24 protein-coding genes and 2 pseudogenes are annotated in these 26,321 nt (G+C 39.7%); 6 read left to right on the top strand and 20 right to left on the bottom strand.

The features are described 5' to 3' along the window. Positions 1–19: 19 nt before the first annotated feature. From KZC02_RS15310 to KZC02_RS15300, 3 genes are all read right to left on the bottom strand, one after another. Positions 20–892, bottom strand: a complete 873-nt coding sequence (locus KZC02_RS15310) for an NAD kinase (protein WP_221394876.1) — start codon at positions 890–892, stop codon at positions 20–22. Positions 893–983: 91 nt separating this feature from the next. Continuing rightward, complete coding sequence (locus KZC02_RS15305) at positions 984–1,655, bottom strand: CBS domain-containing protein (protein ID WP_221394875.1); 672 nt, start codon at positions 1,653–1,655, stop codon at positions 984–986. A 113-nt stretch (positions 1,656–1,768) separates the two neighbouring features. Then, positions 1,769–2,542, bottom strand: a complete 774-nt coding sequence (locus KZC02_RS15300; protein WP_221394874.1) for an alpha/beta fold hydrolase — start codon at positions 2,540–2,542, stop codon at positions 1,769–1,771. Positions 2,543–3,002: 460 nt separating this feature from the next. Here KZC02_RS15300 and KZC02_RS15295 point away from each other — a divergent pair, with 460 nt between their 5' ends. After that, the gene (locus KZC02_RS15295; RefSeq protein WP_221394873.1) at positions 3,003–3,788 is read left to right on the top strand and encodes an SDR family oxidoreductase; all 786 of its coding nucleotides are present in this window, start codon (positions 3,003–3,005) and stop codon (positions 3,786–3,788) included. Between the two features lie 5 nt (positions 3,789–3,793). Here the strand turns inward: KZC02_RS15295 and KZC02_RS15290 are convergent, their stop codons facing one another. The 7 genes from KZC02_RS15290 to glpK all read right to left on the bottom strand — a co-directional run bounded on the left by KZC02_RS15290 (position 3,794) and on the right by glpK (position 12,957). Further along, positions 3,794–4,906, bottom strand: coding sequence for a polysaccharide biosynthesis protein (locus tag KZC02_RS15290; protein WP_221394872.1), 1,113 nt, complete (start codon positions 4,904–4,906; stop codon positions 3,794–3,796). A gap of 165 nt (positions 4,907–5,071) precedes the next feature. Beyond that, complete coding sequence (locus KZC02_RS15285; RefSeq protein ID WP_221394871.1) at positions 5,072–6,469, bottom strand: NADH-quinone oxidoreductase subunit N; 1,398 nt, start codon at positions 6,467–6,469, stop codon at positions 5,072–5,074. Positions 6,470–6,559: 90 nt separating this feature from the next. Continuing rightward, a complete protein-coding gene (locus KZC02_RS15280) occupies positions 6,560–8,008 on the bottom strand; it encodes a NuoM family protein (RefSeq protein ID WP_221394870.1) in 1,449 nt (482 codons plus the stop codon). Between the two features lie 46 nt (positions 8,009–8,054). Continuing rightward, the gene (nuoL, locus tag KZC02_RS15275) at positions 8,055–9,971 is read right to left on the bottom strand and encodes an NADH-quinone oxidoreductase subunit L (RefSeq protein WP_221394869.1); all 1,917 of its coding nucleotides are present in this window, start codon (positions 9,969–9,971) and stop codon (positions 8,055–8,057) included. 60 nt (positions 9,972–10,031) lie between these two features. After that, entirely contained in the window at positions 10,032–10,385 is a 354-nt protein-coding gene (nuoK, locus tag KZC02_RS15270) for an NADH-quinone oxidoreductase subunit NuoK (RefSeq protein WP_304488629.1), read from the bottom strand. Between the two features lie 136 nt (positions 10,386–10,521). Continuing rightward, positions 10,522–11,331 (bottom strand): 3'-5' exonuclease, encoded by an 810-nt coding sequence (locus tag KZC02_RS15265; RefSeq protein ID WP_221394868.1) that lies wholly within the window; start codon positions 11,329–11,331, stop codon positions 10,522–10,524. Positions 11,332–11,457: 126 nt separating this feature from the next. Then, positions 11,458–12,957 (bottom strand): glycerol kinase GlpK, encoded by a 1,500-nt coding sequence (gene glpK / locus KZC02_RS15260; protein WP_221394867.1) that lies wholly within the window; start codon positions 12,955–12,957, stop codon positions 11,458–11,460. Positions 12,958–13,352: 395 nt separating this feature from the next. Between glpK and pbpC the strand changes: the two genes are divergently transcribed. Next, positions 13,353–15,677 carry a penicillin-binding protein 1C gene (gene pbpC / locus KZC02_RS15255; RefSeq protein WP_221394866.1) on the top strand — a complete coding sequence of 775 codons (2,325 nt, stop codon included), beginning with the start codon at positions 13,353–13,355 and terminating at the stop codon, positions 15,675–15,677. A gap of 181 nt (positions 15,678–15,858) precedes the next feature. Here the strand turns inward: pbpC and KZC02_RS15250 are convergent, their stop codons facing one another. The 6 genes and pseudogenes from KZC02_RS15250 to KZC02_RS32500 form a co-directional block, all read right to left on the bottom strand. After that, positions 15,859–16,083, bottom strand: coding sequence for a hypothetical protein (locus tag KZC02_RS15250; protein WP_221394865.1), 225 nt, complete (start codon positions 16,081–16,083; stop codon positions 15,859–15,861). A gap of 238 nt (positions 16,084–16,321) precedes the next feature. After that, positions 16,322–17,353, bottom strand: a complete 1,032-nt coding sequence (locus KZC02_RS15245) for a M28 family peptidase (RefSeq protein ID WP_221394864.1) — start codon at positions 17,351–17,353, stop codon at positions 16,322–16,324. Continuing rightward, the gene (locus KZC02_RS15240; protein ID WP_221394863.1) at positions 17,337–17,858 is read right to left on the bottom strand and encodes a DUF192 domain-containing protein; all 522 of its coding nucleotides are present in this window, start codon (positions 17,856–17,858) and stop codon (positions 17,337–17,339) included. Before KZC02_RS15240 ends, KZC02_RS15245 begins: the two co-directional genes overlap by 17 nt. A 3-nt stretch (positions 17,859–17,861) precedes the next feature. Continuing rightward, on the bottom strand, positions 17,862–19,364 hold the full coding sequence (cysS, locus tag KZC02_RS15235; protein WP_221394862.1) for a cysteine--tRNA ligase: 1,503 nt from the start codon (positions 19,362–19,364) through the stop codon (positions 17,862–17,864). A 77-nt stretch (positions 19,365–19,441) separates the two neighbouring features. Then, the gene (locus KZC02_RS32505) at positions 19,442–19,669 is read right to left on the bottom strand and encodes a DUF5618 family protein (RefSeq protein WP_255637483.1); all 228 of its coding nucleotides are present in this window, start codon (positions 19,667–19,669) and stop codon (positions 19,442–19,444) included. Between the two features lie 62 nt (positions 19,670–19,731). After that, positions 19,732–19,827 (bottom strand): annotated as a pseudogene (locus KZC02_RS32500) (DUF5618 family protein); the annotation flags it as partial. A 228-nt stretch (positions 19,828–20,055) separates the two neighbouring features. Here KZC02_RS32500 and KZC02_RS15225 point away from each other — a divergent pair. After that, positions 20,056–20,973: a PfkB family carbohydrate kinase gene (locus KZC02_RS15225; RefSeq protein ID WP_221394861.1), complete on the top strand. Its 918-nt coding sequence runs from the start codon at positions 20,056–20,058 to the stop codon at positions 20,971–20,973. Between the two features lie 92 nt (positions 20,974–21,065). Further along, on the top strand, positions 21,066–21,881 hold the full coding sequence (locus tag KZC02_RS15220; RefSeq protein ID WP_229254361.1) for a glycerophosphodiester phosphodiesterase family protein: 816 nt from the start codon (positions 21,066–21,068) through the stop codon (positions 21,879–21,881). 9 nt (positions 21,882–21,890) lie between these two features. Here KZC02_RS15220 and KZC02_RS15215 read toward each other — a convergent pair whose 3' ends face one another. The 4 genes from KZC02_RS15215 to kdsA form a co-directional block, all read right to left on the bottom strand. Further along, positions 21,891–22,424, bottom strand: coding sequence for a DNA-3-methyladenine glycosylase I (locus KZC02_RS15215; protein ID WP_221394860.1), 534 nt, complete (start codon positions 22,422–22,424; stop codon positions 21,891–21,893). 42 nt (positions 22,425–22,466) lie between these two features. Next, positions 22,467–22,931 (bottom strand): GyrI-like domain-containing protein, encoded by a 465-nt coding sequence (locus KZC02_RS15210; RefSeq protein ID WP_221394859.1) that lies wholly within the window; start codon positions 22,929–22,931, stop codon positions 22,467–22,469. Between the two features lie 68 nt (positions 22,932–22,999). After that, positions 23,000–23,746, bottom strand: a complete 747-nt coding sequence (locus KZC02_RS15205; RefSeq protein WP_229254360.1) for a phosphatase PAP2 family protein — start codon at positions 23,744–23,746, stop codon at positions 23,000–23,002. Further along, positions 23,743–24,555, bottom strand: a complete 813-nt coding sequence (kdsA, locus tag KZC02_RS15200) for a 3-deoxy-8-phosphooctulonate synthase (RefSeq protein ID WP_221394858.1) — start codon at positions 24,553–24,555, stop codon at positions 23,743–23,745. The genes KZC02_RS15205 and kdsA overlap by 4 nt, the downstream gene beginning before the upstream one ends. A gap of 229 nt (positions 24,556–24,784) precedes the next feature. Between kdsA and KZC02_RS15195 the strand changes: the two genes are divergently transcribed. Together KZC02_RS15195 and fabF are read left to right on the top strand one after the other, a co-directional pair. Next, complete coding sequence (locus KZC02_RS15195) at positions 24,785–25,021, top strand: acyl carrier protein (RefSeq protein ID WP_015813362.1); 237 nt, start codon at positions 24,785–24,787, stop codon at positions 25,019–25,021. Positions 25,022–25,067: 46 nt separating this feature from the next. Then, a pseudogene (fabF, locus tag KZC02_RS15190) lies at positions 25,068–26,320 on the top strand (beta-ketoacyl-ACP synthase II). Position 26,321: the final 1 nt, after the last annotated feature.

Here is a 26,321-nt window from a genome sequence, read left to right as displayed (position 1 = left end):
AAGATATTTCTTTTTACGCTTAATTCCTCATATCCAAACCCCATGATAATTTACTTCTTAAGGTATTAAGAAAACTATCATCAAACATTTTGATCAGACGTGCCCGAAAATTTGCTTTTCTTATGGTAAGTTGTGTGTTTTCATCTACTACACGGGAGCGCGCGTCTAGCGAAACCAGAAAATTATTGCTTCTGCTTTTTACTTCCAGCCTTATTACGGCTGTATCTTCCACGACCAACGGCCTCACGTTAAGATTATGAGGACTAATTGGAGTAACAATAAAATTCTGCGAATGAGGCACCAGTACAGGTCCGCCGCAGCTAAGTGAATAACCGGTAGAGCCAGTTGGTGTTGAAATGATCAGGCCATCTGCCCAATATGAATTTAGAAATTCATCATTCAGATAGGTATGAACAGTAATCATGGAAGATGTATCGGTTTTTGTGATCGTAAAATCATTCAAACCAAAATTAAGACCATCAAAAAGATCAATATTATCTATTTGTACCAGTGTTCTTTCATCAACACGAAACTGCCCGTTGTCCAATGCAGTGATCATATCAGAAATTCTTTCGGGAGATACAGTAGCCAGGAAGCCTAACCGTCCCACATTGATACCAATCGTAGGAATCTGTCTGCTTCCAACATGAGAGATTGTTTCAAGCAAAGTACCGTCGCCTCCCATACTTACGACTAAACGCGCGTCATAAAGTTCTTCCAGTTTTTCATATACCAGACTAGTTTTGTGCTGTACTCCGCTTTGATCCAGGAATTTCCGGAAATGTGTGGACAATTGAACATCAATTTCCCTACGTGCCAGTTCGTTGAACATATCTTCAATAAACGGTCGTGCGGACTCATTAAAATTGCGTCCGTGAATTGCTATTTTCATGAAAGAAAAAGTAAATCATCTTGTTTGTCCCGAAAGATACGCGACAAAAGTGCCGATTCAAAAGTGGAATGGCAATTACCGGAAGGAAGAATCAGGTTGCCAGATATCGAAGCAGCATGTCAAGCCGTTCCTGGTCTACGCTTTCGATCGGGTCGTTGGCGTGCGCTTCTTCGATTTCGTATCCGAAGCGTTCTAAGGTTGCAATAATAGGGGTTATATGAGTCCGGTTTAGCTTTAAGGTAAGTTTGGACTCATGAATAGGATGTGCAGCCTCAGAAGAAGAATAATAGGTGCTTAAAATCTTTGTTCCGTTGGATTCGATCAGGCGTGATATTTCCGAAAGCGAATAATCCTTTTCGGCAATTTTAAGAACGATTACAGCTCCTTTTTCCTGAACGCCCAATTCATTGACAAAATTTTCAATCAGATCACTGACCAGAATACTTCCAACAATTGTTTTATCCTCATGAACTACCGGAATAATTAATAATCCGAACTGATTGACAAGCCTTAAAAGTTCGTAAGGATGCTGGTCTTCTGATGCAAAAATATCTTTATGCTGGATGATGATCCTTCCGAGCTGTTCGGTAGTATCCGAAATGTCAAATAAAATATCTTCTGAAACAATTCCTTTATACACACCTGAATCGGCCACAATTAATTGCTTTGTACGGAATTCATCCATCCAATCCAATGCTGTACCAACCGAATCGGTAAGTTTCAGAACGGGGATCATAGGATTAACAAGCGTAGCTGCAAGCATATTGAAAATGTCGTTTTATCGAATGTATAAAAAAAACTACATACAGATCAAATTTTAATTACAAAAGAATTTTTAAAATTAAACTGAGCTCGAAAAAGTTTTTAGAAATTTAACTATTCAACCGGAACTGAAATATGTTTTTCTAAAAAGCTTTCTAATATAACGTTAAATTCATGCGGACGTTCCATCATGGGTGCATGACAGCATTGATCTATAAAATGCAATTCTGAATCTGAAATAAGACGGTTAAACTCATAACCAACATGCGGCGGAGTTATTGTATCATTCAAGCCCCAGACAAGCAGCGTAGGAACTTTAATTTCATGCAGGTCTTTTGCCAGATTATGGCGTTGTGCGGATTTAGCAATTCCCACTATACTCATGCACTTAGGTATACTTGAAGTGATTTCAAATACCTCGTCAATCAAATCTTTCGTTGCTACCTGTGGGTCATAAAATGTATAAGCTACTCTTTCACGAATGTAATCATAACTGCCTCTTTTCGGGAATGATCCTCCCATGGAATTCTCGAAAAGCCCCGAACTTCCTGTTAATACCAGCTTAAAAACATTATCCTGGTTCTTTAAAGTATAAAGTAATCCAATATGACCACCCAGAGAATTTCCAATAACAGTTACATTGGTCAAATTCTTGAAAATCACAAATTCTTCAAGAAAAGACAGAAGCGCATCTAATCCTGCTTCACGCGGGGGTAATTCGTAAATAGGTAATAATGGGATTATTACCCGGTAACGATTTGAAAAATGGTCAATAATGCCGTCCCAATTGCTTAAAGCACCGAAAAGGCCATGCAAAAGCAATAACGTTTCGCCTTTCCCCTCGTCGATAAACTGAAACTTGCCTTCTGCATGTATTGAATATTTCATTCTTTTATTATTGGGATTAATAATTATTATGAAGTTTATAAAATAAAAAAGAGTTCAAAATCCGATTATAACGCATCACACAAATTATTGGACCATTTCGCTGTATTACAAAACTAGTTAATTTTTTTGATTGAAAAACTGAATTACTTTATAAACTCATTTTTATATTCTTGTAAATATTATATTTTTAGATCGAATATTCTGCAATTAACATAGAATGATGCAATATTGTTCAATACTCTTAAAAACTCCGGGCTTCCAAATCCGTCCTGGCCGGTTAGGGTAAAAGCAGGCACTTACTGACTTAAATTATTTAAGTTTATCTAATGCTTCTCTTTGCAGTAAATTTAACCTTTAAATTACACAGGAGGCCACTATATTCAAAACTGTATGCTAATAACCAGAATTTGGCCGCAACTCATTCCTCATTTGGATTAGAATTATATTAGAATCACTTTATATGGATTTACAATTAAAAGACAAAGTAATCATCGTCACTGGCGGAGCAAAAGGAATTGGTAAGGGTATTGTTGATGTACTGGCCAGAGAAGGTGCGGTTCCGGTTATTATCGGGCGGAATGAACACGATAACCTGGAAGCTGTTGCAGGGTTAGAAGCAGAAGGGCTAACGGTCTTTCAGGTAACAGGAGAATTATCAAAGCCGGAAGAATGTGAAAAAGCAGTAAAGTCGGTCCTGGATTTATTTGGGCGTATTGATGGCGTTGTAAATAATGCAGGTGTAAATGACGGAGTAGGCCTGGAAAACGGCAGCTATGAAAAGTTCATACAAAGCCTGCATAGTAACCTTATTCATTATTACTTAATTGCACATTATGCGTTGCCTGCTTTGAAAGAGTCAAAAGGTGTAATATTAAATATCGGATCTAAAACGGCAGAAACCGGCCAGGGAGGTACTTCTGCTTACGCCGCTGCCAATGGTGGCAGAAATGCTTTAACGCGTGAATGGGCGGTTGAACTGCTACCTTATGGCATACGTGTAAATGCTATTATAGTAGCAGAATGTTACACGCCTCTTTACGAAAAATGGATCAGGACTTTACCAAATCCGGAGCAAAAAATTGCTTCTATTGTGAGTAAAATCCCGTTGGGAAACAGAATGACAACCTCGGAAGAAATTGCAAATATGACAGCGTTTTTGCTATCACCGAGATCAAGCCATACAACCGGACAACTCATTCATGTGGATGGCGGTTATGTACATCTGGACCGTGCAATAAGTGAATAATAAAGCTACATTCTTCTTACATAGTTTTGTGGTTGAACCGGAAGCCTGATAAATTCAGAATGGCTTGTTTCTCTTAATGAATTTTTCAAAATTGACAGAAGCTGTTCTGAATTTGCGGTTTTCATTGCGTCACGAAGTTGTGAAATGATTGCATGAATATCTGTTGTATGGATAATTGAAAAATTAACAATATTGATATGCTGATGATTTGTTACGACGAAGGTTTCATCATCATGTAACAGGTCCTCATGTAATTTTTCTCCACTGCGAAGTCCGGTATATTCAATTTCAATATCCTTGCCCGGCACAAATCCGGCCAGTTTTATCATTCTGTTTGCCAGGGCTGAAATAACAACTGGCTCACCCATTTTAAAGATCAGTATTTCACCTCCTTTGCCAATAGCGGCTGCTTCCAGAACAAGTTGTGATGCTTCGGAAACAGTCATAAAATAACGAGAAACTTCGCGATGTGTAACAGTAAGAGGCTGTCTGTTTTCAATCAGCTGGTTAAATATGGGATAAACCGAGCCGGAAGATCCTAATACATTTCCAAATCTGGTTATAATGAATTGAGTGTTTGAGGTGTTATTTGAATTACAGCTTTGCAGATAAATTTCAGCCAGGCGTTTTGTAAATCCCATTGCGCTGGTAGGATTTACGGCTTTGTCAGTAGAAACAAAAATGAATTTTTCGACTTGATTTAACGCTGATAAATCTGCAAGAAATATAGTACCAAAAAAGTTAACTCTTAACGCTTCGTAAGGATGATGTTCTAATAATGAAACGTGCTTGTAGGCTGCTGTATGGAAAACAATTTGCGGCTTTGCCTGCCTGAATATTGCTTTCATTCTTTTTTTATCCGTGATATTCCCCAATACAAACTCAGCATTTTCAAATTTGCCATAAGCTGCCTGAAGATTGACTATACCAATTTCCGATGCATCAACCAGTATGAGTTTAAGTGGTTTGTACAAAAGGATTTGCCTGACCAATTCTCTGCCAATAGAACCTGCCGCACCAGTTACTAAAATCCGTTTGTTATAGATTTCCTCCCTGATGTTCTCTGTGTCTATAATAATTTCTTCACGTCCAAGCAGTTTTTTAGTATTGATTTCCATAATACAAAGTTTGCAGATGAATATAAATGCAGGAATGAACAGATTTATTTCAAGAAAATAAATTTACCTCCCGATCATATTGTATACGGAAATGTGGAAATAAGTAACAAAAAAAGAGCCACACTTGTGTGCAGCTCTGATTATACCGAATGAGATTCCAGATAACTAAACCAGGCCTTCAAAAAGGCTTGGTACAAGGCCAAATAAAATAGTCAGGAATGTAGCCAAAACTAAAATTACCTGATAGAAAGGTGCTATGCGGATCTTTGTAAGATTTCCCTCTCTCATATAGGACGCAATAATGACCCGGAAATAATAATAAATACCAACTATAGACATCAATACGGCAATCACTGTGATCCAGATTATACCTCTTTCGGCAGCGCTGCTGAATACGAAGAATTTACCCCAGAAACCTGCTGTCAAAGGAATTCCTGCCAGAGATAACATAGATACGGTCAATACAAATGCAAGCAAAGGATTATTTTTTGCCAATCCGTTAAACGCCTCATAGCGTTCGTCAGGTTGATTTTCTATAGTTTTCTCTTTGGAAATAAGCATCAATACCGCAAAAGCACAAATCGTAGATAATGAATAAGCCATCGAATAGAAAACGATAGCATTTTCACTGGGTTTCGATAATGCTGTAATGGCAATCAGAAGATATCCTGCATGAGAAATACCCGAATAGGCAAGCATTCTTTTAAAGCTGTTCTGGCTTGTTGCTCCAATATTTCCAACCATTAAAGTAAGTACGGCAATTGCAGCAATTACAATCCACCAGAAACCGTATACTCCTGTAAATGAATGATTTAATAACCGATAAATAGCTGCAAAACCTGCTGTCTTTACAACAGTAGACATAAATGCTGTAAAAAGTGTGGGAGCACCTTCGTATACATCCGGTGTCCAGAAGTGGAATGGAGCTGCTGAAACTTTAAACAGCATACCGATCAATAACAGCAGCAATCCGGCATACAGTATGTATGATGGTGTGCCGGCGTGTGTTGTAGTCACAAAGCCTTGAATGTCAGAGAGATCAAATGAACCAGTTGCACCGTATAACAAAGCCATTCCAAACAGCATAAAACCGGTTGCAAAAGACCCCATCAGGAAATATTTCAGAGCAGCTTCATTAGAACGAAGATTACGTTTGTTACTTCCGGTTAATACATATAATGCAACTGACAGAATTTCAACACCAATGAAAAGTATGATCAAATGTTCGAAGCCAACCATCATAAGCGCTCCTACCAATGAAAACAGCATCAAGCCAAAATACTCGGCTGGTTCTGAATCCGGATTATCCTGAAAACCTCCGGAAATACCAACAATCATAAATGCTGAAACCAGTACGATTCCGTTGAATGCTAAAGTAAGGTTATCAACCCTGAGCATATCATAAAAATAAAGCAGCGGGCCTTTGTTCCATTCATAAAAGTTTCCGGCCAGTGAAAGGGCAAGAAACAGCAACGTCATAGGAAGAAGAATATTCTTAGATTTCGAGAACCCTAAAAAGAGCGCTGCAATTCCAAAAATTGACAACAATACAATGGGATACATATATTACTTATTATCGTTTGTCACTGTTAAAAGCTATTGGCTTTCAGCAATCGGCTGTCGGCTAAGGCTATAATATTTTTGCGTACAGATTTAATTCGTTATAATCTGCAAAAGCTGATTGACTGCGGGTTCTGATATTTCAAGAAAAGTATTTGGGTAAATACCAATCCAGAAAACCATAATAACCAATGGTAAAAGCACAACTCGTTCATTCAGTGTTAAATCAGGAAATCCTTCTGCCCAGGTTGATTTTGGCCCGAACATAGACTTTTGATACAAACGCAGCATGTAAACCGAACCAAGAATGATGGTAAGCCCGGCAATGGCTCCAAGCCATGCATTGTAATTGAATACGCCTGACAAAAGTAAAAACTCTCCTACAAAACCATTGGTCAAGGGTAATGCCACGCTTCCCAGAAGCAGGATCATGAAATAAATACTGAACTGAGGTGAAGTTTGGGAAATACCTCCAAGCTGATCCAGATAGCGTGTTTTTGTTCTTGAATAAATCAGGTCAACAATGTAGAACAAACCAACAACATTAATCCCGTGTGCCAGCATTTGGATCATTGCACCTTGCAAGCCATTTTCAGACAAAGAAAATACACCGGCTGACATTAATCCAACGTGAGCAAATGAGGAATAAGCGATAAGCCGTTTCATATCACGCTGCTGGATTGCAATAATAGATCCGTAAATGATACCGATAACTGAAAGAACTACTGCAAAAAATCCCCAGGCATCAACTCCTTGAGGAACAATCGGAAGTAATAATCTTATCAAACCGTAAACACCCATTTTCAGCATGATTCCTGAAAGCAGCATAGTTGCCTGTGTAGGTGATTCAGTATAAGTATCTGGCTGCCAAGTATGGAAAGGGAATAATGGCATTTTAATGGCAAAAGCAATAAAGAAAGCCCAGAATACAAATCCCTGCGCTTGTGCACTTAGCTGCAGATTGTAAAAAGCAGTAATTTCAGATGTATGTGTTCCCGGCGTTTTGTAATAAAGAAATACTAAAGCGACCAGCATGAACAAACTTCCGAACATGGTGTAGATAAAGAACTTGAAAGTAACTTTCGCCCTGTTTTCTCCTCCCCAGACAGCGGCCAGAAAGTAAACCGGAATCAATGCGGCTTCGAAGAACAAATAGAAAAGGAAGGCATCTGTGGCGGTAAAAACACCAATCAATGCCGCTTCCATAAATAATATCAGCGCATAAAATGTAGAGCTGTTTTTATAATCGTGGCTGAATGCCGAAAGTATTATAAGAGGAGTCAGGAAAGTGGTAAGTATAACCAATATCAGACTGATACCGTCAATGCCGCCAGCAAATGAGATTCCCGCAGATGCAAGCCAATTGTATTTAAATTCAAACTGGGAACCAGCGGCAGGATTAAACTGAGACCAGACTGCAATGGCAAGTCCGAGCTCGGCCAGTCCTCCGATCAGAGCTACCTGTTTGGCCATACGGTCGCCGGTTGCCAGTGTAAGAACAGCGGCCGCAATAGGTAAAAGAATTAAAAGAAGAGTAAGCATATTTTCAAGTCAACGGTCAGCAATGTATGGTGAACGGTATATAAAATCAAAGTAACAGCTTCCAGAACAAAATGGCTACAATTCCCAGAACCATGGCAAACACGTAATCCCCTGTTGAACCGGTTTGTGTTTTACGCAGCAAGCCTGCCAGGAAATTCACCAGGCGGGCAGTTCCGTTTACGAACAGATCGATAAAAAATTCGCCAAAACTGTAAAGCTGGTTTGAGAGCATTTTTGTCGATTTTACAAATACATTGTCATAAAGTTCGTCGACATAATATTTGTTATAAACAATATTTTGCAATGCTGATTTCTCTTCAGAATCCGGGGCGGGAACTGCTGCTTTCTGAACATACATTACGTAGGCTGCAATAGCTGCAATAAGTGCAACGCCAACAGAAACGGCCATTAAGATATATTCCTCAGAATGTGATAATGTAGTAGCAAGAAATGCGGACGGATTTGCCTGGCGTGCACCATCGTACAACGGGCTCATAAATTCAGCCAGATGATGCGAGCCATGTAATGCTTGCGGAACACCAATGAATCCACCAATTGCTGATAATACAGCCAGTACAATTAAAGGAATTGTCATGGAAGCTGGTGATTCATGCAAATGATGTTCCTGTTCATGCGTGCCTCTGAACTTCCCGAAGAAAGTAAGGAATAGCAAACGGAACATATAAAAAGAAGTCATCAGAGAGCCTAATACCCCTATCACCCAAAGTAATTTGTTGTGTTCAAAAACATGCGCGAGGATTTCATCTTTCGAGAAAAAGCCTGAAAATGGAGGCAGACCTGCAATAGCCCAGGTTGCAATAAAGAAAGTTAAGAAGGTAACGGGAAGCTTTTTCCTTAAACCACCCATATTGCGAATATCCTGTTCGTCAGACATTGCATGGATAACGCTACCGGCTCCTAAGAATAATAAAGCCTTAAAAAAAGCGTGGGTAATAACATGAAACATGGAAGCAGAATAAGCCATTGCACCCAAACCCATGAACATATAACCTAACTGACTCACAGTCGAATAAGCCAGTACTTTTTTGATATCGTTTTGTAAAAGCCCGATTGATGCTGCAAATAATGCCGTGGCACCTCCGATAATCCCGACAATTTCCAGTGTGGAAGGAGCCAGAGAATAAAGGACATTGGAGCGGATCACCATATAAATTCCAGCGGTGACCATTGTTGCGGCATGGATCAGTGCTGAAACCGGCGTCGGGCCTGCCATCGCATCAGGAAGCCATGTATAAAGTGGTATTTGTGCTGATTTTCCCATTGCCCCGATGAACAGAAACAATGTAATAGTAATGATGACAGGATCGCCAACCTGAAATGTTGATGCTTGCTGAAATACTTCCAAATATTCAACAGAACCGAATGTCGTAATGATTGTAAAAATACCCAGGAGAAATCCTAAGTCCCCTACCCGGTTCATAATGAAAGCTTTACGGGCAGCATTATTGAAGCTTGTATTTTTATTCCAGAAGCCAATAAGCAGATACGAGCACAATCCTACACCTTCCCAGCCAATGAACATAATGACATAATTGGAACCCAGAACCAACAGCAGCATGAAAAACAGGAAGAGGTTCAGATAGGCAAAAAACTTGCCAAAACCTGCATCGTGATGCATGTAACCAATGGAATAAATGTGAATCAGTGAGCCAACTCCCGTAATGATCATGAGCATCAGCAATGACAGCTGGTCTACCTGAAAAGAAAATGGGATGTTAAGGCTTCCAACAGTAATCCAGTCAAAAAGCGGAATGATAATAGGCTGGCTTCCACCGGCTAAAAATGCACTGAATGCAAGCAAGGATAAAACAAAACTTCCAATAACCGTTAAAGAACCAATGATTCCAACAGCGCTTTTGGGTAAATGAGGAAACCCGAGCCCATTGATAAGGAACCCGATAAGAGGCAGTAATGGAATAAGGACCAGTAATGATGGAGACATGTCTTTATTTTAACTTTATTAGTTATTCGTTACGAGTGACCTGATCAATTTTCAGGAGACTTACCACTTCAATTTATTAAGAAAACCAATATCTGTATTACGGGTATTCCGGTAAATCATTACAATAATCGCCAGTCCCACAGCTACTTCCGCTGCTGCTACGGCCATAATAAAAAATACAAATACCTGACCTGACGAGTCTGAGCGGTAAGATGAAAATGCGATTAGAAGCAAATTCGATGCATTTAACATTAACTCAACAGACATAAAAATAACAATGGCATTCCGGCGTGTAAGTACACCAATAATGCCAATAACAAAAAGCAATGTGCTGAGTATAAGATAATGCTGAAGCGGTATGTTCTGAATAACCTCTGGTATATTAGCCTCTGGCAAAATAGGGTTTGGGATCATAGCAGATTAACTAAACTATTAATATTTATTTGTTTTGGGCTAAGCCTATTTTGTCTTACTCAAAATCTGTTTATTGAATTCAGGCAAAAATAGGTATAAAAAGTGCTTACTGCCAACTGTAAACAGCATACTTAATTTATCGCTGCGTAAAAGCGCGCAATTTTATTTCGGTAAGTCTGCGTTTTGTATCAAGAGGAAACTCGGCTTTCATCATCCAGTCATAAAACGAAGGCTCATTTTTCAGGACATCGGCAACCTTTTTTCCGTTGTGTTTTCCAAAGTTAAAAACTTCCTCGCCTTTATCATTATAAACCATCCGGCCGGCAAAATCAATTAATTTGGACGCTGTCAGTTCATGTAATGCAGCTACATCATTCTTGATCGGCTCGGATTCGTTGCCATGTGAATCGACTACTTTAACGCCTTGATATTTAGCAATTTGTCCTTGTAAAACTTCAAAAGTAGCGATTGTGTCAGCCTCTGCACTGTGAGCGTCAATAAGAGTTTTGCCACAATAAAATTTGTAAGCAGCTGCCAGATTGCGAGGTTCCATCATGTGATAGATACGTTGTGTATCAACAGCCCGTCTATTTTTCACATCAAATTCAACTCCAGCTCTCAAAAATTCTTCAACAAGCATCGGAATATCGAAACGGTTACTGTTGAATCCTGCTAAATCACACCCTTCCAGAAAAGCGGCAATGTTTTTCGCAAGCCCTTTAAAAGGCGGGCAATCTTTTACATCTTCATCATAAATACCATGTATCAGGCTGCTTTCCAGCGGAATAGGCATTTCCGGGTTTACACGGCGGGTTCGGATCTCTGTTTCACCATTAGGCAAAGCCTTTACCACAGATATTTCGACGATACGATCGCGGGCAATATTTACTCCTGTGGTTTCAAGATCAAAAAAAGCAAGCGGCTTTTTTAGATGAAGGGTATGCATAAGGTACTTCCATTTAGTTTTAATCGGGCGAAGTTACGGTTTACATAGATATGGCACAAAATAAGAGGTCAGTTTCAAATTGTACAATTGCTTTTTATATTCATTCTAAATTTCGCCTTTTTATAATTATTCCATCCAGGCATAAGACTTAGTAACCGCTTTTTGCCACCCTTTATACAAATCTTCCCTTCTGGTTTCTTCTAAATCAGGATTCCAGGTATGTGCTATGGCCCAGTTCTTTTTTAATTCTTCTGTATTTTTCCAATAACCTACCGCCAGGCCAGCTGCATAAGCAGCTCCAAGTGCTGTGGTTTCTGCAACTGCCGGTGAAACTACCTGTGTATTTAGCATATCAGCCTGAAATTGCATTAAAAGCTGGTTCATGACCATTCCACCGTCAACACGCAGCGAAGACAGTTTTATACCCGAATCCTGTTCCATAGCATTCACAACATCAAGTGTCTGATAGGCTGTTGCTTCCAGAACCGCTCTTGCAATGTGGCCCTTGTTGACATAACGTGTGAGTCCTGCAATAACTCCGCGAGCATCGTTGCGCCAGTACGGTGCGTACAATCCTGAAAATGCCGGTACAAAATATGCTCCTCCATTGTCTTCCACTGTCATAGCCAGTTTTTCAATATCACTGCTTTTTTTGATCAGCCCCATATTATCGCGCACCCATTGCACCAAAGCGCCCGTTACAGCTACACTTCCCTCCAAAGCATATTGAACCGGCTCGTTTCCGAACTGGTAAGCAATGGTGGTTAAAAGTCCGTTTTCAGACATTTTGATTTCACTTCCAGTATTCATGACCAGAAAGCAACCAGTTCCATATGTGTTTTTAGCCATTCCTGGCTCAAAACAAGTTTGCCCAACCAATGCAGCGTGCTGATCTCCCAAATCGCCTGCAACCGGGACACCAGGAAGTACTTCGTTGGTCACATATCCATATATTTCACTGCTGCTTTTAATAGCCGGGAGCATTATTGCAGGAATATCATAGGCTGTCAGCATATCCTGATCCCAATCCAATGTATAAAGATTCATCAGCTGGGTCCGGCTTGCATTGGTAACATCAGTTACATGAATTCCGCCATGTGCGCCGCCTGTCAGGTTCCAGATCAGAAATGTATCTATATTTCCAAAAATAGCTTCTCCTTTTTCGGCATCTTCGCGCAGGCCATCTACGTTTTCTAAAAGCCACCGCAATTTTAAGCCACTGAAATAGGTAGAAACCGGCAAACCGGTTTTATCCCTGAACTGGTTTAATCCGCCTTCTTTTTCATATTTAGCTACCAGTTCGGTCGTTCTGGTATCCTGCCAAACCAAGGCATTATAATAAGGCTGGCCCGTACGTTTGTTCCATACAACCGTAGTTTCACGTTGATTCGTAATACCGATTGCCGCTATGTCCGCAGCTGAGGCTGACACATTTATCCGTGCTACAGCAATGACTTCCAGTGTGTTTTTCCAGATTTCTTCTGGATTATGTTCTACCCAGCCAGGATGTGGATAAATCTGCTCGTGTTCTTTTTGACCTACCGAGACAATATTTCCCTGATGATTAAACAATATGCAACGCGTACTGGTTGTTCCCTGATCAATGGCAGCGATGTATTTGGACATAATAGTATTATGATTGGCTTATTTTGCAATAAAGGAAGTAAGTAGGCAAATTTCCTTGGTTTGGACAAATGAATAAGTGGATTTGTGGGAATTGGCATAGGTAAGTGCACAATTTGCGAAAACGTTACATGCCTGACCGAAGTGAGAAAACGTTGTTGTTGAACATATTCTACCGCTGGCGGACCATCAATATTTCATGCCCAAGGGCATTTGATAACTTCTTAACCGGATTCCTGGAACTATCGTGTAGCGATGTAATATAGGTAGCAGAACGATTAATAATATTCAATGCAAATCCCGTAGGGATGCAACTCCGCATACATTTTAACTATGTATTTAATCTCAAATAATTTTTTCTTCAAATTGTCATTAGCTTTGAAAAGCAATTCAAAAACATGACCCTGACTTACCAAAAATTCCTGCCAAATACCAGAATCAAAAAAATCATCTGGGTATTAGCCGGGTTTGTATTTTGCTTTTTACTGCTTGATTTATTATTTCCTTTTCAACCTAAGATTCAGTATTCAACCCAAATTCTGGCTAAGGATAACACTGTCTTACATGCGTTTTTAAGCAAAGATGATAAATGGAGGCTTTATACAAACAATAGTGAAATTACAACGCTCTTACGCAAAACGCTGATTTACAAGGAAGACCAGTATTTTTATTATCATCCGGGTATTAATCCTTTTGCCATAACACGGGCGGTAATTCGCAATATTTTTACCGGCAGGCGCACTTCCGGAGCATCCACCATTACTATGCAGGTGGTCAGGCTGCTTGATCCTAAAAAACGGACTTATGTGAATAAGACAATAGAAGCTTTCCGGGCAATGCAACTGGAATTGCATTTTTCAAAAGAGGAAATATTGCAATTGTACCTGAACCTTGTACCGTATGGTGGAAATATTGAAGGAATAAAAGCAGCTTCTCTTTTGTATTTTGGCAAACCTCCGCAGTTACTAAGTCTGGCAGAAATAACGGCTCTCACCATTGTTCCAAACCGCCCGTCCAGCCTGCGCCCCGGGACTCGCAATGATGCATTGAAACTGGCAAGAAACCAATGGCTGCAACGATTCCAAAAAGAAGAATTGTTTGAAAAAAATGTTATTCAGGATGCTTTAAATGAACCTTTACAAGTCAAAAGGCTTAAATCTCCGCAGCATGCACCACATTTGGCTTTAAGATTACTAAAAGATTTTCCGGATCAATCTGTAATCCGTACGACTTTAAAGATCCAGCTGCAACTGCAAATTGAAGAACAGGTTAAAAATTATATCAACCGTTTGCAAAGCAGCAATATTCACAATGCGGCCGTAATGGTTGTGGATAACGAAACAATGGCGGTTGAAGCTTACGTCGGTTCAGCCGATTTTAACAATCCATACGACGGCGGTCAAGTTGACGGCATTCGGGCAATTCGTTCTCCGGGCAGTACTTTAAAACCGTTATTATATGCAACTGCTTTTGACAAAGGTATTATTACTCCCAAAAGCATATTGAATGACGTTCCTGTTAATCTTGCAGGATATGAGCCGGAAAACTTTGACCAGCATTTTAATGGCCCGGTTACGACTGAATTTGCTTTGGCTAATTCACTGAATATTCCTGCCGTAAAAGTCCTGAAGGAAGTCAGCACTCCGGTACTGATCGGTCAATTGAAAAAAGCGGGTTTTCAGACCATTAAAAAGCAGGAAAAAGATTTAGGACTTTCGATGATTCTGGGAGGATGCGGTGTCACGCTGGAAGAACTGACAAGACTTTTTGCTGCTTTTGCCAATGAGGGAGAACTTAAACCTTTGAATTACATACAAGTAGATAACAGTAGTAAAAAAGGAGCTGCAATTGTATCAAAAGATGCATCGTATTTACTGACCAATATTCTTACACAGGTTACACGTCCTGATTTGCCTTCCAATTTTGATAATACTTATCATTTGCCAAGAATTGCGTGGAAAACCGGGACATCTTATGGAAAACGTGATGCCTGGAGTATTGGCTATAACAAGCGATACACGGTTGGAGTTTGGGTCGGGAATTTTTCGGGAGAGGGAGTTCCTGAATTGAGTGGGGCCAACACGGCAACACCATTATTATTCTCTATTTTTAATGCACTTGATTATAATTCACCTAAAGGGTGGTTTGCGGCACCATCTAATGTAACCTTGCGCAAAGTATGTGCAGTTAGCGGAGATATTCCCAGTGAATTCTGCGATCACCAGATTACAGATTATTATATCATGGGCGTTTCGGCTTATCGGAAATGTCAGCATAAGCGATATGTTTTTACTGATCTATCAGCAAAAATTTCTTACTGTACTTATTGTCTTCCTGATAAGGGTTATGAGAAAAGAACTTATCCCAATCTGGCACCGGAATTGATTGCCTATTACGAGCTTCAAAAAATTCCATATCAAAAACTACCTCCTCACAATCCAAAATGTGAACGTGTTTTTCATGACGGAGCACCGCTGATCGTTAGTCCGAATGAAGGCAGCGAATATTATATCAGAAAAGATGAACCACAGCAAATTCAATTGGCTTGTCAGTCAGCGAATGATGTACAGGAAATTTTCTGGTATGTCAATGATAAGTTAACTAAAAAATGCGGTCCGAATGATGCCGTTTTTATAAATCCGCCATTGGGAAGAGTAAAAATTTCATGCAGTGATGATAAAGGAAGAAATACGGATATGTGGATTGTGGTGAAGAGAATGTGATTTTACTCTATTCGTCTATATAAATACGATGGGGCATCATAGGCATCAGTGGACAAAATTAACTTACCATTATACATACTGATAAACGTCCCACCGAATACCTCCTTCTTTTCTAAATCAAGCCTATCTCCCTCCTCATTGAGTAAATTTCGGTAGGCCTTTACAATTTTGTAAGAGCCACTTACAAGAAGTGTGTCACCTTTAAATTCTTGATAAGTTTCTTCTGAAAAATAAAAACTGGGCCGGTGCCAGGTGGATAATCACCACCGGTCCATCCTCCACGGAAAGATTCCAGCTCCCATTTTCCTTCAATGTTAAGATCAGAAGGTTTAAGATCATTATTCTTGCAGGAATTAAGAATAATAGTAGAGAAGAAGATTGCCAGGCAAAAATTTAACTTTTTCAAAGTGAGGGAGGTTTTATTTATCAAACGACATCCAAGAATGAATGTAACTTAACAAAAAATCTTAGAATTTTAACAAATAGATTGAGTTGTTTATCAAAGACGGCAAAAGGAAAAGGTTCACGTACTTGTATGCATATTTTCTTACATTGTATAAAATCGGCCAAATCCGTGGCACAACTAATCCATCTGGCTTTTTCACGAGGCTTGGTGTCTCAACGGTGCATGTATAACTGGCATTTTACTGAATCGTTTCCGCAGCTGCTTCCTGAAACAAAACCTGAACCAATGTCTGCCCGACAGCTTTTAAAGTTTTAGGATCAATATTATCCATTGTATCATGCGTGGTATGCCATTCTTTAAAAAATGTCTGGCTCAAATTATTTGGGATGGTGTGAATAATGTCAACCATTGGTATTTTGGCCGTTTCATTGACCGGAACGTGGTCGTCGGTAATAGCAGAACCTCTCTGATCAATAAAATAATTACCATAGCCTAGCCGACCGGCAATATCCCAGATTTCTTTCACCACACTTTCTGCCATTTGAACCGAATACCCTTCTTTTGGAAATGTTGCGCCCTTCGCTCCTGCCATGTCCAGCAATACGCCAAAATAAGCCGTGTAGTTAGGTATATGTTTGTTCGCAGCCCAATGTTGCGAACCCAGACAATATCCACTGAATTTGTCAGTAGCTTTATCAGAATTGCCCCAGTCTTCGGCGTCGAAAAAGATAATATCCACGCCTAAATCGGGTTTCTTGTCCGAGCTGGCAAGTGTTCTGGCAATTTCAAGTAAAATTCCAACGCCGCTGGCACCATCATTTGCGGCCGGTACCGGTTTTGTTTTTTCAAGCGAATCCTGGTCTGCAAACGGGCGGGAATCCCAGTGGGAAGTCAGCAAAATTCTTTTAGGCGCTTTTGGATTAAAACTACCAATTATATTTCTGGCGTTCAGTTTTTTGCCATCATAAGTAGTTGCAATGAAATCCTGCTCGGTAACTTCCAGGCCATATTTTTTAAGCATGTTCACCAGATAATCCCCACATAATTTATGCGCAGTGGTATTTGGTACTCTTGGGCCGAAATCAACTTGTTTTTTTACAAACAGAAATGCAGAATCCGCATTGAACGCCGGGCTGTTTACTAATTTGATTGCTGCATCAGCATTTGTTGTTTCCTGATCTGTTTTGGTTTTACAGCTATCCAATGCTGTTACAGCAATAAATACCAGGAATAATTTTTGGGCAAAGGATCTTTTAAAATGAAATTGCATCTCCTGGTTTTATATTGTTGCGATCGCTGAAACCGGCATTCACTTCCACAGCATATTTGGCAATACCATTGGAAGGAAGACTTTCTTCAGAAAAAGGTTTTGTGTTTTTTTGAATGGAAATAATTTTTTTATTCTCATCAGCATACATAATATCAAGCGGGATATGCGTGTTTTTCATCCAGAATCCCAATTCCCTGGCTTCCTGGAAGATGAAAAGCATTCCTGTAGAATCAGGAATATAGGCACGGTACATCAGGCCTTTGTTGCGTTCCATCTCATTTTCTGCTATTTCGACATCTATTTTCCTGATTATTTTTCCATCACTCAAAAAAGTTACTTCGCCTTCTTTTTTAAAAGCCGGCGAAGATAACGGTGATTCAGATTTGATCGCAGTCTCATGAGAAACTGATTTTTTATTCAGCCAGGGAGCCAGCAAATAAGCCACGCCACCCAACAGGAATACGGCCAGCAGAATATAAGCGAATACCGACTGACGATTTCTCATGGTTTATTCCTCATAGGCCCAGTCAATCCGGAGCTTGGTATCGTGGATTGCAAGGCCTTGTTTTTTGAAATAAGAACGGATTTCATCGACTTTTTCGTAATTCCGTACCATTTTATATTCACGGTACAAATTAAGCATACCATCCAGAACTGCATTTCCTTCACTTAGTTCCTCTTCCAGGCCTAATACATCCTCAAAGAAAACAACGAATTTTTGTTTCAGTTCGTTGAATACTTCTTCTCCCAAAACACCCGGATCAAGTTGTCCGAGATTGAGCATATTGACGTATTTTACCAGATTAAAAAGATTTGCAAACGCAACTGCGGTATTAAGGTCATCATTCATGGCATCGTAAAAACCCTGAATTGATTTTTCGATCTCAGATTTCTTCTTTTCATCCTGTTCAATTTCTGGATTTTCAGAATAAGTCAGCCGTTTTACAATCCGGATTGCATTAGCCAGTTTTTTATATCCTTTATGAGCTGCTTTAAGTGCATCGTTAGAAAAATCGAGCGTACTGCGATATTGGCTTTGCAGCATGAAAAATCGTACTGTCATCGGACTATATGCCTGATCCAGCAATTCGTGGTTTCCTGAAAATAATTCAGCAGGCAAAAACGAATTGTTCAACGACTTAGACATTTTTTGTCCATTGACTGTCAGCATATTGGTGTGCATCCAGTATCTTACCGGCTCCACATTGGTAAGGGCTGTACCCTGCGCGATTTCACATTCATGATGAGGGAATTTCAAATCCATTCCACCGCCGTGAATATCAAATTGTTTGCCTAAATACTTCGCGCTCATGCAGGTACATTCCAGGTGCCATCCCGGAAATCCACGGCTCCATGGCGAGTCCCATTGCATAATATGTTCGGGACTGGCTTTTTTCCAAAGTGCAAAATCAAGCGGATTCAGTTTTTCCGCCTGTCCGTCCAGATCACGCGTTTCATTCAGCAGATCTTCTATAATCCGGCCTGAAAGTTTTCCGTAATCATTTCCTGCTGCCTGGTATTTGCTGATATCGAAATAAACGGAACCATTTGATTCATAGGCCATTCCTTTGTCGATTAAAGTCTGAACGGCTTCAATTTGTTCGATCAGGTGCCCGGTTGCAGTAGGTTCGATACTTGGAGGTAATAACCTGAAAATAGCGCAAACATCATGAAAGTCATTGGTATACCGCTGAACAATTTCCATCGGTTCCAGTTTTTGAAGTTTGGCCATTTTACCGATTTTGTCTTCTCCAACTTCGCCATCACCCACAAGATGGCCTACATCCGTAATATTACGGACGTAACGAACTTTGTAGCCGATATGTGTGAGATATCGGAACAGAATATCAAATGAAAGAAAAGTACGGATATTTCCTAAATGGACATTGTTGTAAACCGTTGGGCCACAGACATACATGCCTACGTATGGTGCTGCAAGTGGGACGAATAAATCCTTATTTCGTGTAAGTGTATTAAAAATCTTGAGCGGCTGGTAAGTTGCTTCGGCCATGTATATTTTACTTTCTTTTTAAAATCAATTTTGGGTAATTTTTTTATTTGAAAAACCCGGACAACAACGCTGTTTTTTCATTTTGTATGATTTGTAAGTCTGTTTTCAACCCAGCCAATTATTTTTTCAGCTTTTCCCATTCCAAATTTTGCTATTTCAGAACTATTTGTGCCTTCATATCCCATATCTAAATGTAAAATCTGGTATGCAGCAGCAAAATCGGAAGTAATTTTTGTATTAAGCCCGGATAATTCCTTTTGATACCATTCAACACTTTTTCTGGTTTTCTTCTTTTTTCTTTTAATAATTCATCTAACGCCAGAAGAATACCAGTGTATGCAGTATGACCAGCTATTTTGATATACTTACGATCCTGATAAAAACCATCTTCTTTCTTTGCATTATTGCTAAGAAAGCTTTTCGCATTGTCGATATGTCTTTTTGCTTCTAAAATAGCGTCCATAATGAATTATTAAGTTTGATGAAGAAGTTTATTAAATTTCTAACAGAATCTTTTTACAAAATATCCGGTGCTGCCGACAAAAATAGCAAATAACCAATGATTGATTGCCAACAGTTTATGATAATCCAATATGTAAAATATGCTATTCAATCGTTTTGCGTATCTTCGCACCGTTTTTTATTTAGAACAACATCTGAAACTAACTTAAAATCAATACAATACTAATTTATGAGTTTATTAACAGTAGGGTCTGTCGCGTTTGATGCTCTTGAAACCCCATTCGGAAAAACAGACAAAATAATAGGAGGCGCCGCCACTTACATTACTTTATCGGCTTCTTATTTTACAAAAGAAAATAATCTGGTTGCAGTTGTTGGCGGAGATTTTCCTCAGGGCATGATAGGTTTGCTGGAAGAACATGGTGTGAATACGGAAGGCTTGGAGATTGTACAGGATGGGAAAACATTTTTCTGGTCGGGAAGGTATCATGAAGACATGAACACACGCGACACGCTGGAAACGCAGTTGAATGTTATGGAGCATTTTGATCCTATCATTCCTGAATCGTATCAGACCACAGCGTATCTGATGCTGGGCAATACGGTTCCTGCTACTCAAAAATTAGTAATTGAAAGAATGGCAAAACGTCCAAAACTAATCATGCTTGATACCATGAATCTTTGGATGAACATCATGCTGGACGATTTAAAAGAAGTGATCGGAATGGTAGATGTGCTGACAATCAACGATGAAGAAGCGCGTCAGCTTTCAGGCGAATATTCGTTGCGCAAAGCTGCTGTTAAAATTATGGCAATGGGGCCAAAAACGCTGATTATCAAAAAAGGAGAACATGGCGCACTGTTGTTCCAGGAAGAAAAAATCTTTTATGCACCAGCTTTACCATTAGAGGAGGTTTTTGATCCGACCGGAGCCGGTGATTCGTTTGCAGGAGGATTTATTGGTTATTTGGCCAGTACAGATGATATTTCTTTTGAAAACATGAAACGTGCCATTATTTACGGTTCTGCTATGGCTTCTTTTTGTGTTGAGAAATTCGGTACAGAACGCTTGGTAAATCTTACGCAGGAAGAAATTGATGATAGAGTACAGCAATTTGTAAATCTTTCCAGTTTTGAAATACAGTAAATAATTGCTGATAAATATTAAAAAAGGCTGGTAAAATCTCTTGTATTTTATCGGCCTTTTTGATTTTCAACTAATTTTATTCCTTGGAATTCATGAATTTCGAACTTCTTCCGATGCGTCAATTTGTAACAGCATTTATACTGGTCGGTGTGGTTTATTTTGGTTTTATTACAAAATCACTTAGCCAGACCTTGCCTGAATCAAAACATACGTTGGTTGTAATAGCACACCGGGGAAATCATGTCAATGTTCCTGAAAATACGCTGGCTTCGTATAAATTAGCAATTGTGGCAGGTGCAGATTATGTGGAAGTGGATTTGCGTACAACCAAAGATGGGCATTTGATTGTGCTGCACGATTCAAAAGTAGACAGGATAACTAACGGACAAGGGAAAATTAGTGAGATGACGCTGGAAGAAGTGAAAAAACTTAAGGTTTTTAACCAGAACTGGAAAACGCATAAGATTCCGGAATTTCGGGAAGTACTTCAAACGTGCAAAGGGAAAATTAATATTTATCTTGATTTTAAAGAAGCTGATGTAGCACAAACCTGGAAACAAATTGAAGCAGCAGGTATGCAACATCATGTTGTTGTGTATCTCAATAAAAAAGAACAGTATGCAGAATGGAAGAAAATCGCACCTCATGTTCCATTAATGACCAGTTTACCAGAAGAAATGAACAATGAGGAAGGACTGGAATTATTTTTAAAAGAAATGAAAATAAGTGTACTGGATAATTTATCTGATCCGAAGCTTGTGAAATTGGCTAATCAGCTTGGCGTATCTGTTTGGCTGGATGTCCAGGATCCAAAAGAAGGTGCTGTCTCCTGGAATGCTGCTTTGAAAAAGGGCGTAAATGGATTGCAGACAGACAAACCGGCAGAATTGGTGGAATATTTAAAGTAAAATCAGCAGCTAAGCTTTAAGATAATTCTGATACACCGGACAATCTTCGGTATGTGCTCCGGGCAAATATCCGGTGCTCATCAAAAACTCATTGACGATTTCTCCGCCGGTAAATTTAAAAGTTTTCTTAAAAAGTTTTATCCACTCCTCTTTGGTTAAATGAATATGCGCTTCCAGCCAGGCTTTAAATGACCCGTATTCTTTTTGCAATTCAAGAATTTTCTGTGCGTTTACAATTGCGGCATTTATTTTCAGCCTGTTTCTTATAATTCCCGGATCCTGTAATAATCTTTCGCGGTCAGCCTCACTATAAGCTGCAATTTTTTCAATAGAAAAATCATGGTATGCGATTCGGAATCCTGCCTGCTTGCGTAACATTAATGTCCAGCTAAGGCCGGCCTGATTAATTTCCAATATCAATCTGCCAAACAACTCATCATCACTTTCAATTGAAAAACCATACTGATGATCGTGATAATGTTTGTTAAGCAAATAGTCAGTCTGCTCGGAAATATTATTTTGAATATAATTGCAATAGGACATTTCTTTGAGGGTATATAATAACTTAAATAAATATGTTCAAAACTATTTCTGAACGACTCCAATCTGAACTTCTGTGATATTTCTTACCGGATTTTCAAAATCCATATTTAAATAAATTTCCCGGTTCTGTCCACTCATTGGAAAGTTGTCTGCCTGAATTTCAGTAATCATTTGGCCATACGTTTCACCTAATTTATTCCAGTCTCCGGGATGCTGCCGGCTGACACAACTAAAAGAATCCAAAGTTTTCAACTTAAATTCAGAGCCAGCCAGTTCGTATTCTTTGTAATAAACCGGCAGAGCAATGGTAAGTTTAAAAGTTGTATCTGGCTGTCCGTCTGCACCTTCATAAATCCAGTAAACCGGGCCGGTAATTTCCACGTCATTTTTTACTGCCTCTTTGTAAAGACGGTGGGCAACAAAACGGACGTACTGAAAAATATCCCGGAAATTTGTTTCTGTTTCGAAACAAAGCACATGCATGGGATGAATTGTATTGATTTTCATAATATCTGATAGATTGTTGACCACAAATTAAAACCAGCAAGGTGACAACCTTATGTCAGCAGGATTAATTATTTGTGCTTCATCCGACGAACCGTTTGCTGCATCCATGGATAACTAATGTAAAGGACTTTGGTTGCACCAATGCCAATTCCGGCCCCCATTAACACATCTGCTAACCAGTGTTTGTTGTTTAAAACCCGCATAGCACCTACTGCGCTGGCTGTTGTGTAGCCGCCAATGCTATAATAAACACTTCTTTCTCCATATTCTTCGTGCAGTAAAGTTGCGTTTGTAAAAGCAGCAGTAGAGTGGCCGGAAGGAAACGCATAATCACGTTCTCCCTGTGGACGGGGATAATGGATAACCCGTTTCAAACCTTGTGTTACGCATTGAGAAATAACATTTGATATAAGGGCCAGTATGATCTGATCCCCCAGTTTGTGTTTTCCTTTTACGCCTGAGGATGCAAGGCCCAGACTGACAGCAGCAGGTAAAAATGGCAGATAATCATCTGCGGTCGTATTAAAATCAGGATAATTTCTTTCAACGCTGTGCTGCAAACGACGGCTTATGTTACCACGTGTAATAAGCCCGGCCAGAGCCAGTGAAACCGGGGCAATTGCATCCGCAGGCTTTACGACCCAAAGTGTGGAATCTTGCTCCTGGGCAAAAGATTCAGTACAAAATGTGAACTGAACTGAGCATAGTATGAATAAGAAAAATAAATTACTACTGAAATTAAATGTAAAGCAGGATGTTTTTTTTAAAACTCCGCTTATTCTTTTTTTAGCCGTAACGTAAACCATTACCATCATAATATTGCTTCTCTAACACGAACAAGTCTTTCTAAAAGTTTTTCCAGCTGATCCAGAGGAAGCATATTTGCCCCATCCGATTTAGCTTCGGAAGGATTAAAATGTGTTTCGATAAAGAGCCCGTCCGCTCCTACAGCAATGGCTGCTTTTGCTATGGTTTCAATTAATTTAGGTTTGCCTCCTGTAACACCTGAACTTTGGTTAGGCTGCTGTAATGAATGTGTACAATCCATAATAACAGGTACGCCGAAAGAGCTCATTTCAGGAAGATTACGATAATCGACAATAAGATCGCCATAACCAAAACTATTACCACGGTCAGTCAGTAAAACCTGGCATTCAGGATTGACTTCATTTACTTTTTCAACAGCAAATTTCATTGATGCCCCTGAAAGAAACTGGCCTTTTTTTACATTTACGGCTTTTCCGGTTCGTGCTGCTGCTGCCAGTAATTCGGTTTGGCGGCACAAGAAAGCCGGAATTTGCAAAACATCAACATATTCAGCCGCCAATGCAGCTTCGTGCGATTCATGAATATCAGTTACAACCGGAATGCCGAAAGTGTCACTGATTTCTTTTAATATTTTTAAAGCCTTTTCATCACCAATTCCGGTAAATGAATCAACCTTGGTCCGGTTTGCTTTCCTGTACGACCCTTTAAAAATATAAGGGATTCGCATACGGTCTGTAATCGTAACAATATGCTCGGCAATTCGCAGTGCCATATCTCTCCCTTCTATGGCGCATGGACCGGCCATCAGAAAAAAAAGAGGGGAATCTGTATTTTTTAATTTGGGGATGTGAATCATATTTTTATAGTTCAATCGTTGTCAAAAGTTTTGCGAATGTACAGTTATCCATAATGTTCTCTAGGTAATAAGTAGATTTATTGGAATATGAGAGCATAAGCATTTGATTTCCTGTTTTTTTATTTACCCCCAAATAGATGCAATAATTCTGATAGGGTTAAAAAAATTTTGACAAAGTGAACTGAAATATCTTTCTTTGTCCCGATTTTAACCAAAAAGTGATTATAAAATGTCAGCAATTGCAGAAAGAGTTAAGCAAATTATCGTCGAAAAACTCGGCGTAGAAGAGTCGGAGGTTACGCCAGAAGCAAACTTCCAGAACGACTTGGGAGCAGACTCTCTAGATACCGTTGAATTGATTATGGAATTTGAAAAAGAATTTAATCTTTCTATTCCGGACGATCAGGCAGAAAACATTGGTACTGTTGGTCAGGCTGTTGCATATCTGGAAGAAAACGTGAAGTAATTCAGGTTTCCTTTACAGTTATCATCTTCTTTCTGTCCCCTATTTTATGAGTTTTAAGCGAGTTGTAATCACAGGAATGGGCGCTATAACGCCCGTTGGAAATGATGTTCCTACCTTTTGGAAAAATTTGGTTGCAGGTGTTAGCGGTGCTGCGCCTATTACCAGGTTTGATGCAGAAAGGTTTCGTACCCGTTTTGCCTGCGAGGTAAAAGGTTTGGATATCAATGATTACATTCCGCGGCAGGAAGCCCGTAAGATGGATCCATTCACCCAATATGCCGTAATTGCAACAGATGAAGCAATGAAGGACGCCGGCTTTGACACAGATAAGCTTGATCTTGACAAAGCCGGTGTAATATGGGGTTCTGGAATCGGCGGATTAAAAACTTTTGAAGATGAAGTTTTAAATTTCGCTGCGGGAGGAATGAATCCCCGCTTCAACCCTTTCTTTATTCCAAAAATGATTGCCGACAGTGCATCCGGCGTCATTTCTATCCGCTACGGATTTCGTGGCCCTACTTTCATTACTGTTTCAGCTTGTGCTTCTGCTACCAATGCTTTGATAGATGCATTTCTTTACATCCGCCTGGGTATGATGAATGTATGTATTTCGGGGGGTCCGAAGCGGCTGTCACCAATGCAGGTATGGGTGGGTTCAATGCTTTAAAAGCATTGTCCGAAAGAAATGATTCACCTGAAACTGCCTCCCGTCCTTATGATAAAGACCGTGACGGGTTTGTTTTGGGAGAAGGCGGCGCTGCACTAATACTGGAAGAATATGAGCACGCCAAAGCAAGGGGAGCAAAAATTTATGCCGAAATGATCGGTGGAGGCATGTCTTCGGACGCTTATCACATTACTGCGCCACATCCGGAAGGACGAGGAGCATATATGGTGATGAAAAATACACTTGAAAATGCAGGACTTCAGCCTGAAGATATTGATTATATCAATACACATGGTACGTCAACGCCGATCGGTGATCCACAGGAAATAAAAGCGATCGAGCAGTTTTTTGGAGAACATGCTTATAATATGAGCATTAGTTCAACAAAATCAATGACGGGTCATTTGCTGGGTGGTGCGGGAGCAGTTGAGGCTGTGGCATGTATCATGGCACTTAACGATCAGGTTATCCCGCCTACAATTAATCACTTTACGGATGATCCTGAGATCAATCCACGATTGAATCTTACTTTCAATCACGCACAAAAACGCAAGGTCAATATTGCCTTAAGTAACACTTTTGGTTTTGGCGGTCATAATGCTTCCGTCATTTTCAAAAAGTATGAGGGCTGAT

It is taken from the genome of Dyadobacter sp. NIV53 (genome assembly GCF_019711195.1).
In the GTDB taxonomy this organism is placed as follows: domain Bacteria; phylum Bacteroidota; class Bacteroidia; order Cytophagales; family Spirosomataceae; genus Dyadobacter.
The sequence above is the reverse complement of the archived record's forward strand: the minus strand, read 5'-3'. Positions and strand labels throughout refer to the sequence as shown.

Excerpts from the sequence above, each read along its gene's own strand:
- KZC02_RS15195 (WP_015813362.1), top strand. The coding sequence starts at position 24,785 with ATGTCAGCAATTGCAGAAAGAGTTAAGCAAATTATCGTCGAAAAACTC.
- cysS (WP_221394862.1), bottom strand. The coding sequence starts at position 19,364 with ATGGCCGAAGCAACTTACCAGCCGCTCAAGATTTTTAATACACTTACA.
- KZC02_RS15305 (WP_221394875.1), bottom strand. The coding sequence starts at position 1,655 with ATGCTTGCAGCTACGCTTGTTAATCCTATGATCCCCGTTCTGAAACTT.
- KZC02_RS15290 (WP_221394872.1), bottom strand. The coding sequence starts at position 4,906 with ATGGAAATCAATACTAAAAAACTGCTTGGACGTGAAGAAATTATTATA.
- kdsA (WP_221394858.1), bottom strand. The coding sequence starts at position 24,555 with ATGATTCACATCCCCAAATTAAAAAATACAGATTCCCCTCTTTTTTTT.
- KZC02_RS15295 (WP_221394873.1), top strand. The coding sequence starts at position 3,003 with ATGGATTTACAATTAAAAGACAAAGTAATCATCGTCACTGGCGGAGCA.
- KZC02_RS15220 (WP_229254361.1), top strand. The coding sequence starts at position 21,066 with ATGAATTTCGAACTTCTTCCGATGCGTCAATTTGTAACAGCATTTATA.
- glpK (WP_221394867.1), bottom strand. The coding sequence starts at position 12,957 with ATGTCCAAATACATCGCTGCCATTGATCAGGGAACAACCAGTACGCGT.
- KZC02_RS15280 (WP_221394870.1), bottom strand. The coding sequence starts at position 8,008 with ATGCTTACTCTTCTTTTAATTCTTTTACCTATTGCGGCCGCTGTTCTT.
- KZC02_RS15205 (WP_229254360.1), bottom strand. The coding sequence starts at position 23,746 with ATGATGGTAATGGTTTACGTTACGGCTAAAAAAAGAATAAGCGGAGTT.
- nuoL (WP_221394869.1), bottom strand. The coding sequence starts at position 9,971 with ATGTCTCCATCATTACTGGTCCTTATTCCATTACTGCCTCTTATCGGG.
- KZC02_RS15285 (WP_221394871.1), bottom strand. The coding sequence starts at position 6,469 with ATGTATCCCATTGTATTGTTGTCAATTTTTGGAATTGCAGCGCTCTTT.
- nuoK (WP_304488629.1), bottom strand. The coding sequence starts at position 10,385 with ATGATCCCAAACCCTATTTTGCCAGAGGCTAATATACCAGAGGTTATT.
- KZC02_RS15210 (WP_221394859.1), bottom strand. The coding sequence starts at position 22,931 with ATGAAAATCAATACAATTCATCCCATGCATGTGCTTTGTTTCGAAACA.
- KZC02_RS15265 (WP_221394868.1), bottom strand. The coding sequence starts at position 11,331 with ATGCATACCCTTCATCTAAAAAAGCCGCTTGCTTTTTTTGATCTTGAA.
- pbpC (WP_221394866.1), top strand. The coding sequence starts at position 13,353 with ATGACCCTGACTTACCAAAAATTCCTGCCAAATACCAGAATCAAAAAA.
- KZC02_RS15310 (WP_221394876.1), bottom strand. The coding sequence starts at position 892 with ATGAAAATAGCAATTCACGGACGCAATTTTAATGAGTCCGCACGACCG.
- KZC02_RS15300 (WP_221394874.1), bottom strand. The coding sequence starts at position 2,542 with ATGAAATATTCAATACATGCAGAAGGCAAGTTTCAGTTTATCGACGAG.
- KZC02_RS15225 (WP_221394861.1), top strand. The coding sequence starts at position 20,056 with ATGAGTTTATTAACAGTAGGGTCTGTCGCGTTTGATGCTCTTGAAACC.
- KZC02_RS15215 (WP_221394860.1), bottom strand. The coding sequence starts at position 22,424 with ATGTCCTATTGCAATTATATTCAAAATAATATTTCCGAGCAGACTGAC.
- KZC02_RS15240 (WP_221394863.1), bottom strand. The coding sequence starts at position 17,858 with ATGAGAAATCGTCAGTCGGTATTCGCTTATATTCTGCTGGCCGTATTC.
- KZC02_RS15245 (WP_221394864.1), bottom strand. The coding sequence starts at position 17,353 with ATGCAATTTCATTTTAAAAGATCCTTTGCCCAAAAATTATTCCTGGTA.